The 8,949-nt window shown below is 58.7% G+C and carries 17 protein-coding genes; all 17 read left to right on the top strand.

Annotated elements, in window-relative coordinates:
- Window positions 1-1,176: elongation factor Tu (tuf, locus tag BC363_RS25265; RefSeq protein ID WP_065787369.1), on the top strand; the 1,176-nt coding region annotated here is incomplete at its 5' end.
- 316 nt (window positions 1,177-1,492) lie between these two features.
- Entirely contained in the window at window positions 1,493-1,801 is a 309-nt protein-coding gene (rpsJ, locus tag BC363_RS25260) for a 30S ribosomal protein S10 (protein ID WP_003507767.1), read from the top strand.
- Between the two features lie 140 nt (window positions 1,802-1,941).
- Window positions 1,942-2,628, top strand: a complete 687-nt coding sequence (gene rplC, locus BC363_RS25255; protein ID WP_025426664.1) for a 50S ribosomal protein L3 — start codon at window positions 1,942-1,944, stop codon at window positions 2,626-2,628.
- Window positions 2,629-2,640: 12 nt separating this feature from the next.
- Entirely contained in the window at window positions 2,641-3,261 is a 621-nt protein-coding gene (rplD, locus tag BC363_RS25250) for a 50S ribosomal protein L4 (protein ID WP_025426665.1), read from the top strand.
- Complete coding sequence (locus BC363_RS25245; protein WP_025426666.1) at window positions 3,258-3,551, top strand: 50S ribosomal protein L23; 294 nt, start codon at window positions 3,258-3,260, stop codon at window positions 3,549-3,551. Before rplD ends, BC363_RS25245 begins: the two co-directional genes overlap by 4 nt.
- A 43-nt stretch (window positions 3,552-3,594) precedes the next feature.
- The gene (gene rplB, locus BC363_RS25240; RefSeq protein ID WP_025426667.1) at window positions 3,595-4,434 is read left to right on the top strand and encodes a 50S ribosomal protein L2; all 840 of its coding nucleotides are present in this window, start codon (window positions 3,595-3,597) and stop codon (window positions 4,432-4,434) included.
- A gap of 15 nt (window positions 4,435-4,449) precedes the next feature.
- Window positions 4,450-4,728, top strand: coding sequence for a 30S ribosomal protein S19 (rpsS, locus tag BC363_RS25235; protein WP_065785919.1), 279 nt, complete (start codon window positions 4,450-4,452; stop codon window positions 4,726-4,728).
- Between the two features lie 2 nt (window positions 4,729-4,730).
- Window positions 4,731-5,120, top strand: a complete 390-nt coding sequence (rplV, locus tag BC363_RS25230; RefSeq protein WP_025426669.1) for a 50S ribosomal protein L22 — start codon at window positions 4,731-4,733, stop codon at window positions 5,118-5,120.
- Entirely contained in the window at window positions 5,120-5,833 is a 714-nt protein-coding gene (rpsC, locus tag BC363_RS25225; protein ID WP_065785918.1) for a 30S ribosomal protein S3, read from the top strand. The genes rplV and rpsC overlap by 1 nt, the downstream gene beginning before the upstream one ends.
- 36 nt (window positions 5,834-5,869) lie before the next feature.
- Entirely contained in the window at window positions 5,870-6,283 is a 414-nt protein-coding gene (gene rplP / locus BC363_RS25220) for a 50S ribosomal protein L16 (protein WP_011975175.1), read from the top strand.
- Between the two features lie 12 nt (window positions 6,284-6,295).
- Window positions 6,296-6,496: a 50S ribosomal protein L29 gene (gene rpmC / locus BC363_RS25215; protein WP_025426672.1), complete on the top strand. Its 201-nt coding sequence runs from the start codon at window positions 6,296-6,298 to the stop codon at window positions 6,494-6,496.
- A gap of 12 nt (window positions 6,497-6,508) precedes the next feature.
- Entirely contained in the window at window positions 6,509-6,745 is a 237-nt protein-coding gene (gene rpsQ / locus BC363_RS25210) for a 30S ribosomal protein S17 (RefSeq protein WP_025426673.1), read from the top strand.
- A gap of 178 nt (window positions 6,746-6,923) precedes the next feature.
- Window positions 6,924-7,292: a 50S ribosomal protein L14 gene (rplN, locus tag BC363_RS25205; RefSeq protein WP_003536525.1), complete on the top strand. Its 369-nt coding sequence runs from the start codon at window positions 6,924-6,926 to the stop codon at window positions 7,290-7,292.
- A 14-nt stretch (window positions 7,293-7,306) separates the two neighbouring features.
- Entirely contained in the window at window positions 7,307-7,618 is a 312-nt protein-coding gene (rplX, locus tag BC363_RS25200) for a 50S ribosomal protein L24 (protein ID WP_025426674.1), read from the top strand.
- Window positions 7,611-8,168, top strand: a complete 558-nt coding sequence (rplE, locus tag BC363_RS25195; protein ID WP_025426675.1) for a 50S ribosomal protein L5 — start codon at window positions 7,611-7,613, stop codon at window positions 8,166-8,168. The genes rplX and rplE overlap by 8 nt, the downstream gene beginning before the upstream one ends.
- 34 nt (window positions 8,169-8,202) lie before the next feature.
- Window positions 8,203-8,508 carry a 30S ribosomal protein S14 gene (rpsN, locus tag BC363_RS25190; protein WP_065785917.1) on the top strand — a complete coding sequence of 102 codons (306 nt, stop codon included), beginning with the start codon at window positions 8,203-8,205 and terminating at the stop codon, window positions 8,506-8,508.
- A 12-nt stretch (window positions 8,509-8,520) separates the two neighbouring features.
- On the top strand, window positions 8,521-8,919 hold the full coding sequence (rpsH, locus tag BC363_RS25185) for a 30S ribosomal protein S8 (RefSeq protein ID WP_025426677.1): 399 nt from the start codon (window positions 8,521-8,523) through the stop codon (window positions 8,917-8,919).
- Window positions 8,920-8,949 lie beyond the last annotated feature (30 nt).

The following is an 8,949-nucleotide window of genomic DNA, read 5'->3' as shown; positions in this document are numbered from 1 at the left end:
ATGGCAAAGAGCAAATTTGAGCGCAACAAGCCGCACGTTAACATTGGCACGATTGGCCACGTTGACCATGGCAAGACGTCGCTGACGGCAGCGATCACGAAGTACTTCGGCGAGTTCAAGGCGTACGACCAGATCGACGCTGCTCCGGAAGAAAAGGCCCGTGGTATCACGATTTCGACGGCTCACGTTGAGTATGAGACGCCGGCCCGCCACTACGCCCACGTCGACTGCCCCGGCCACGCCGACTACGTCAAGAACATGATCACCGGTGCGGCGCAGATGGACGGCGCGATCCTGGTTTGCTCGGCTGCTGACGGCCCGATGCCGCAGACCCGCGAGCACATCCTGCTTGCTCGCCAGGTTGGCGTTCCGGCGATCGTCGTGTTCCTCAACAAGGTCGACCAGGTTGACGACGCCGAACTTCTCGAGCTCGTCGAGCTTGAAGTTCGCGAACTGCTGTCGTCCTACGAATTCCCGGGCGACGACATTCCGATCATCAAGGGTTCGGCGCTCGCTGCGCTTGAAGATTCGGACAAGAAGATCGGCGAAGACGCGATCCGCGAGCTGATGGCTGCGGTTGACGCCTACATCCCGACGCCTGAGCGTCCGATCGACCAGCCGTTCCTGATGCCGATCGAAGACGTGTTCTCGATCTCGGGCCGTGGTACGGTTGTGACCGGTCGCGTTGAGCGCGGCATTGTCAAGGTCGGCGAAGAAGTCGAAATCGTCGGCATCCGCGACACGTCGAAGACGACGGTTACCGGCGTTGAAATGTTCCGCAAGCTGCTCGACCAGGGCCAGGCCGGCGACAACATCGGCGCGCTGATCCGTGGTGTTAACCGTGACGGCGTTGAGCGTGGCCAGATCCTGTGCAAGCCGGGTTCGGTCAAGCCGCACAAGAAGTTCATGGCCGAAGCCTACATCCTGACGAAGGAAGAAGGCGGCCGTCATACGCCGTTCTTCACGAACTACCGTCCGCAGTTCTACTTCCGCACGACGGACGTGACGGGCATCGTGACCCTTCCGGAAGGCACGGAAATGGTTATGCCTGGCGACAACGTCACCGTTGCCGTTGAGCTGATCGTTCCGATCGCGATGGAAGAAAAGCTGCGCTTCGCTATCCGCGAAGGCGGCCGTACCGTCGGCGCCGGCATCGTCGCTTCGATCGTCGAGTAATCGGCGTACGGGCGGCATGAGACGAGGCGCATTGTTATGCGCCTCGGACATAGCCGCCCAGCATGATTTAGTTGGTCGCACGGCTTGCCGACGACGCCGAAATAGTGCAAATGGCGCCCAAGCGTGATTTGCACGGTGCGTCGGCATAGTGCGATCGCGAAAGTACAGGCCGGCCACGGCCGCTCAAATAGGAAGGGGCAGGGGAAACCTTGTCCCTCCGATCTTTGAAAAATTAGCGGACTGGCCGAACATCAAACGAAGTTCAATGCGTGTTTCTCCACGGAAGCCGCAACCAACATGAACAAGGATAAGTCGTATGAACGGCCAGAACATCCGCATCCGCCTCAAGGCGTTTGATCACCGGATCCTCGATGCCTCGACGCGCGAAATCGTCTCGACGGCCAAGCGCACCGGTGCCAGCGTGCGCGGTCCAGTACCGCTGCCGACGCGCATTGAAAAATTTACGGTCAACCGTTCGCCGCACGTCGACAAGAAGAGCCGCGAGCAGTTCGAAATGCGTACCCACAAGCGCCTTCTCGATATCGTAGATCCGACCCCGCAGACCGTTGACGCGCTGATGAAGCTCGACCTCGCTGCCGGCGTCGACGTGGAAATTAAGCTTTAATAACAAGGAAGGTACGTGGGCTTCGGTCCAACGGCTTCCAGAAACGGGCGACCCGACGCTCCGCAAGGAGCAGAGGGAGACCTTAAACAAGAGATGCGGAGGGGCTTGCCCCGACGTTAACTCTCAAGAGGAATGAACCGATGCGTTCAGGTGTGATTGCACAGAAAGTGGGAATGACGCGCGTCTACAACGACGCCGGCGAGCATATCCCGGTAACAGTACTGCGGCTGGAAAACTGCCAGGTGGTAGCCCAGCGCACGGACGACAAGAACGGCTATACCGCTGTCCAGTTGGGCGCCGGCACTGCCAAGGTCAAGAACACGCCGAAGGCGATGCGCGGCCACTTTGCTGCCGCCAACGTCGAACCGAAGGCGAAGCTCGTCGAATTCCGCGTTTCCGCGGACAATCTGATCGACATCGGCTCCGAACTGACCGCCAACCATTTCGTTGCGGGCCAGCTCGTCGACGTCACCGGTACCACGATCGGTAAGGGCTTTGCCGGCGCGATCAAGCGCCACAACTTCGGCGGTCTGCGTGCAACGCACGGCGTTTCCGTATCGCACCGTTCGCATGGTTCGACCGGCTCCAACCAGGATCCGGGTCGCGTCTGGAAGGGCAAGCGCATGGCTGGTCACATGGGCCAGACGCGCGTCACCACGCAGAACCTCGAAGTCGTATCGACCGACGAAGACCGCGGTCTGATCCTGGTCAAGGGCGCTGTCCCCGGCTCCAAGGGTGCCTGGATCGTCGTTCGTGACGCCATCAAGTCGGGCACCCCGGAAGGCGCACCGCGCCCCGCGGCCGTGCGCGCCGAAGCATCGAAGTAAGGGAGCCGAATAATGGATCTCACCGTCAAAACCCTCGAGGGCAAGGACGCGGGAAAGGTTTCCCTTTCGGACGCCATTTTCGGTCTCGAACCCCGTGAAGACATCATTGCCCGCGTTGTTCGCTGGCAGCTCGCTAAGAAGCAGCAGGGCACACACAAGGCCAAGGGCCGCGCGGAAGTTTCGCGCACCGGCGCCAAGATGTACAAGCAGAAGGGTACGGGCCGCGCCCGCCACCACTCCGCTCGCGCTCCGCAGTTCCGTGGTGGTGGTAAGGCTCATGGCCCGGTTGTTCGCAGCCACGCCCATGACCTGCCGAAGAAGGTTCGTGCACTCGGCCTTCGCCACGCTCTGTCTGCCAAGCTGAAGGCCGAAAACATCATCGTTCTCGATGACCTCGTTGCCGCAGAAGCAAAGACCAAGACCCTCGCAGGTGTGTTCGCCTCGCTCGGTCTGACCAATGCTCTGATCATCGGCGGCGCCGAAATCGAGAACAACTTCAAGCTCGCCGCCCAGAACATCCCGAATGTGGACGTTCTGCCGGTTCAGGGCATCAACGTTTACGACATTCTGCGCCGTGGCAAGCTCGTGCTTTCCAAGGCTGCCGTGGAAGCTCTGGAGGAGCGGTTCAAATGACGGATCTTCGCCACTACGACGTGATCGTGTCCCCCTCGATCACTGAAAAGTCGACGCTGGTTTCCGAACAGAACCAGATCGTCTTCAACGTCGCCAAGGGCGCTTCGAAGCCTGAAATCAAGGCTGCTGTCGAAGCTCTGTTCGGCGTCAAGGTTACGGCCGTGAACACGCTCGTCCGCAAGGGCAAGACCAAGCGCTTCCGCGGCTTTACCGGGAAGCAGAAGGACGTGAAGAAGGCGATCATCACGCTCGCCGACGGTCAGTCCATCGACGTCTCCACCGGTCTCTAACGGATAGGCCCATTAGGGTAAAAACCCAAAAGGGAACAATAAAATGGCATTGAAAAGTTTCAATCCGACGACCCCGAGCCAGCGCCAGCTGGTCATCGTTGACCGGTCCGGCCTCTACAAGGGCAAGCCGGTAAAGGCGCTGACCGAAGGTCTGCACTCCAAGGGCGGTCGCAACAACCTCGGCCGTATCACCGTTCGCTTCCAGGGCGGCGGTCACAAGCGGACCTACCGTCTGGTCGACTTCAAGCGTCGCAAGTTCGACGTTGAAGGCACCGTTGAGCGTCTGGAATATGACCCGAACCGCACCGCGTTCATCGCGCTGGTAACCTACGCCGATGGCGAACAGGCCTACATCCTCGCTCCGCAGCGCCTCGCTGCCGGCGACAAGGTCATCGCTTCGGAGAAGGCAGCGGTCGACGTCAAGCCCGGCAACACTATGCCGCTGCAGTTCATCCCGGTCGGCTCCATCATCCACAACGTGGAAATGAAGCCAGGCAAGGGTGGTCAGCTCGCTCGCTCTGCCGGTACTTACGCCCAGCTCGTTGGTCGTGACCAGGGCATGGCAATCCTTCGCCTGAACTCGGGTGAACAGCGCCTGGTGCACGGCTCTTGCCTTGCATCCATCGGTGCTGTATCGAACCCCGATCACGGCAACATCAATGACGGTAAGGCTGGTCGTTCGCGCTGGCGCGGTAAGAAGCCGCACGTTCGCGGCGTCGTCATGAACCCGGTTGACCACCCGCACGGCGGTGGTGAAGGCCGTACGTCCGGTGGTCGCCACCCGGTTACCCCTTGGGGCAAGCCGACGAAGGGCAAGCGGACGCGCTCCAACAAGTCGACCGACAAGTTCATCATGCGGTCGCGTCACCAGCGCAAGAAGTAAGAGAGGAAGTCTCAAGTGGCTCGTTCAGTATGGAAAGGTCCGTTTGTTGACGGCTATCTTCTCAAGAAGGCTGAGAAGGTTCGTGACGGCGGTCGTAACGAAGTGATCAAGATGTGGAGCCGTCGCTCCACGATCCTTCCGCAGTTCGTGGGTCTCACCTTCGGCGTCTACAACGGCAACAAGCATGTTCCCGTTTCGGTGACCGAAGAAATGGTCGGACACAAGTTCGGTGAATTCTCTCCGACCCGGACCTATTACGGTCATGGCGCGGACAAGAAGGCAAAGAGGAAGTAACAATGGGCAAGGCAAAAGCCGAACGCCGGCTGAAGGATAATGAAGCGCAGGCAATTGCGCGCACGATCCGCGTCAGCCCCCAGAAGCTCAACCTGGTTGCCGCGATGATCCGCGGCAAGAAGGTCGAGCGCGCTCTGGCCGAACTCGAGTTCTCGCGCAAGCGGATCTCCGAGACGGTCAAGAAGACGCTTGAATCCGCGATCGCAAACGCTGAGAACAACCACGACCTCGACGTTGATTCGCTCATCGTCGCTGAGGCGTATGTTGGCAAGTCGATTGTGATGAAGCGCTTCCACGCTCGTGGTCGCGGCCGTGCATCGCGTGTTGAAAAGCCGTTCTCTCACTTGACGATCGTCGTTCGTGAAGTGGAAGCCAAAGGGGAGGCTGCATAATGGGCCAGAAGATTAATCCGATCGGTTTCCGTCTCGGCATCAACCGGACCTGGGATAGCCGTTGGTTCGCTGATAACGCGGAATACGGTCAGCTTCTTCATGAAGACCTGAAGATCCGTGCTTACCTGATGGAAGAGCTCAAGGCCGCTGGCATTGCCAAGGTCGTGATCGAGCGTCCGCACAAGAAGTGCCGCGTCACGATCCACTCGGCTCGTCCGGGCCTGATCATCGGCAAGAAGGGCGCAGACATCGAAAAGCTCCGCAAGAAGCTTTCCGAGATGACCAACTCCGAAACACACCTCAACATCGTTGAAGTGCGCAAGCCGGAAGTTGACGCAACGCTCGTTGCCCAGTCGATCGCCCAGCAGCTCGAGCGCCGCGTGGCTTTCCGCCGTGCGATGAAGCGCGCTGTTCAGTCGGCCATGCGTCTTGGCGCCGAAGGCATCAAGATCACCTGCGCCGGTCGTCTCGGCGGTGCCGAAATCGCTCGTACCGAATGGTACCGCGAAGGTCGCGTTCCGCTGCACACCCTGCGTGCGGACATCGACTACGGCACGTCTGAAGCTGAAACCGCTTTCGGTATCTGCGGCATCAAAGTCTGGATCTTCAAGGGCGAAATCCTTGAGCACGATCCGATGGCTTCCGAGCGTCGCGCGATCGAGAGTGACAGTCAGGGCGGTAGCAGCAGAGACCGTCGTCGCGAAAACGCGTAACACGCGTCTGGCAGCCAATATCGGAGAATTAAAAAAATGTTGCAGCCAAAGCGTACGAAGTATCGCAAGCAATTCAAGGGCCGCATCAAGGGCGTAGCCAAGGGCGGATCTGATCTGGCCTTTGGTGAATTCGGCCTGAAGGCTCAAGAACCAAACCGCGTCAATGCGCGCGAGATCGAAGCGGCCCGCCGCGCGATCACCCGCCATATGAAGCGTGCCGGTCGCGTCTGGATCCGTGTGTTCCCTGACGTTCCGGTCACCGCCAAGCCTACCGAAGTCCGCATGGGTAAGGGTAAGGGCTCGGTCGAATACTGGGCATGCAAGGTCAAGCCTGGTCGTATGATGTTCGAGATCGATGGTGTCAGCGAAGAACTCGCCCGTGAGGCACTTCGTCTTGGTGCTGCCAAGCTCTCTGTCAAGACGCGCTTCGTGCAGCGTATCGCAGAGTAAGGAGTGAATCTCATGAAAGCCGCAGATGTTCGCGCTCTGAGCGCCGATCAACTCAACGAAGAGCTTGCCAAGCTGAAGAAAGAGCAGTTCAATCTGCGTTTCCAGAAGGCAACTGGCCAGCTCGAAAAGTCGTCGCGTATCGACGAAGTCCGCAAGGACATCGCACGCGTCAAAACAATTGCCCGCCAGAAGGCGGCAGAAGCCAAGGCCTAAGGACCACAAAATATGCCGAAACGCATTCTGCAGGGCACAGTCGTCAGCGACAAGAACGACAAGACCGTCGTCGTCAGGGTCGAGCGCCGCTTTGCGCACCCGATTCTCCAGAAGACCGTTCGCCGTTCGAAGAAGTACAAGGCGCACGACGAAAACAACCAGTACAAGGTTGGTGACGTTGTTTCCATCGAGGAATGCGCGCCGATCTCCAAGGATAAGCGCTGGACGGTGGTTGCCGCCCAGGCTTGATTTCTGCGGGATTTGACCGCGAGACCCTTGCGTCTTGGGCAAATATCTGTATGAAGCACGCAATTGAAGTAAAGGAACGCTCTAGTCCGGGCGTTCTTTTGCTTTGAGATAAGCACAATAAGCCGGGCGAGGGGGTCTAGACCCAACCGGCCCGGTAACAACAAGAAGGCGACCTGACATGATTCAGATGCAAACAAACCTCGACGTGGCGGATAATTCCGGCGCACGTCGTGTCATGTGCATCAAGGTGCTGGGCGGCTCCAAGCGTAAGTACGCGTCGATCGGCGACATCATCGTCGTTTCGATCAAGGAAGCCATTCCGCGCGGCCGCGTGAAGAAGGGTGATGTCATGAAGGCTGTTGTCGTTCGCACCGCGAAAGACATCCGCCGTGCGGATGGCAGCGTCATTCGTTTTGACACAAACGCAGCCGTTCTTATCGATAACAAGAAAGAGCCGATCGGCACCCGTATCTTCGGACCGGTTCCGCGCGAACTTCGCGCCAAGAACCACATGAAGATCATCTCGCTGGCTCCGGAAGTACTCTAAGGGAGCGTTGAGAGATGCAAAAGATTCGTAAAGGCGACAAGGTCGTCGTTCTCACCGGTAAGGACAAGGGTCGTACCGGCGAAGTCGTACAGGTTATGCCGAAGGAAGATCGGGCTGTAGTGCGTGGCGTGAACATGGTGAAGCGTCACCAGCGCCAGACCCAGAGCCAGGAAGCCGGCATCATCAACAAGGAAGCCTCGATCCATCTTTCGAACATCGCGATTGCCGATCCGAAGGACGGCAAGCCGACCCGCGTCGGCTTCAAGATCGACGGTGACAAGAAGGTCCGCGTGGCCAAGCGTTCGGGAGTAGTGATCGATGGCTAAGTCCGCTTATGAGCCCCGGCTCAAGAAGGAATATGTCGAGCGCATTCGTGCGGCTATGCAGGAGAAGTTCTCCTACGCCAACGAAATGCAGATCCCGCGCCTCGACAAGATCGTCATCAACATGGGTGTTGGCGAATCCACCGGCGACTCCAAGAAGCCGACCGTCGCAGCTGCCGACCTCGCTGCGATTGCTGGTCAGAAGCCGGTAATCACCCGCGCTCGCAACTCCATCGCCGGCTTCAAGCTGCGCGAAGGCATGCCGATTGGTGCCAAGGTTACCCTGCGCGGCGTTCGGATGTATGAGTTCCTGGATCGTCTCGTGAACATCGCTCTTCCGCGCGTTCGCGACTTCCGTGGCCTCAACCCGAAGTCCTTCGATGGCCGTGGCAACTTCGCCATGGGCGTCAAGGAGCACATTGTGTTCCCTGAGATCAACTACGACAAGGTTGATCAGATGTGGGGCATGGACATCATCGTTTGCACGACGGCTACTAACGACGACGAAGCACGCGCTCTGCTCACAGAGTTCAACTTCCCGTTCCGTCAGTAATCCGTAACGACAAGCGTAAAGAAGGATAACTGTTATGGCGAAAACGAGCGCAGTTGAAAAGAACAAGCGCCGCCGCAAACTGGTTGCCGGGCAAGCTACTAAGCGTGCCGCTCTGAAGGCAATCATCATGAACCAGTCTCTGCCGATCGAAGAGCGGTTCAAGGCAACCATCAAGCTGGCTGAACTGCCGCGCGATGGCTCCAAGACCCGCATCCGCAACCGTTGTGAAGTTACGGGCCGTCCGCGCGCCTATTATCGTAAACTTCGCATGTCGCGTATTGCGCTTCGCGAACTGGGCAATTCCGGCCGCGTGCCGGGTATCGTCAAGTCGAGCTGGTAAGGAGACGGGCACATGGCAATGACTGATCCGCTGGGCGATATGCTCACCCGTATCCGTAACGGCGCGGCACGCCGCAAGTCGAGCGTTTCCACGCCGGCTTCGAAGCTCCGCGCACGTGTTCTGGATGTCCTTCAGGCTGAAGGCTACATCCGTGGATACTCTGAAGTCGTATTTGGCAACGGCAAGGCCGAGCTGAACATCGAACTGAAGTACTACGAAGGCGCTTCCGTAATCCGTGAGATCGGACGCGTTTCCAAGCCGGGCCGCCGAGTTTATGTCTCGGTTAAGTCCATTCCGCAGGTCGCGAACGGCCTCGGCATCACCATCCTTTCGACTCCGAAGGGCGTGATGGCCGATCATCAGGCACGCGAACAGAATGTTGGTGGCGAGATTCTTTGCTCCGTCTTCTAAGACGTAACATGATCTCCATAGCGAACAGAC

This window comes from Ensifer sp. LC384, assembly GCF_001695865.1.
Taxonomy (GTDB): Bacteria; Pseudomonadota; Alphaproteobacteria; order Rhizobiales; family Rhizobiaceae; genus Ensifer.
This window is presented reverse-complemented; position numbering and strand designations above follow the sequence as displayed.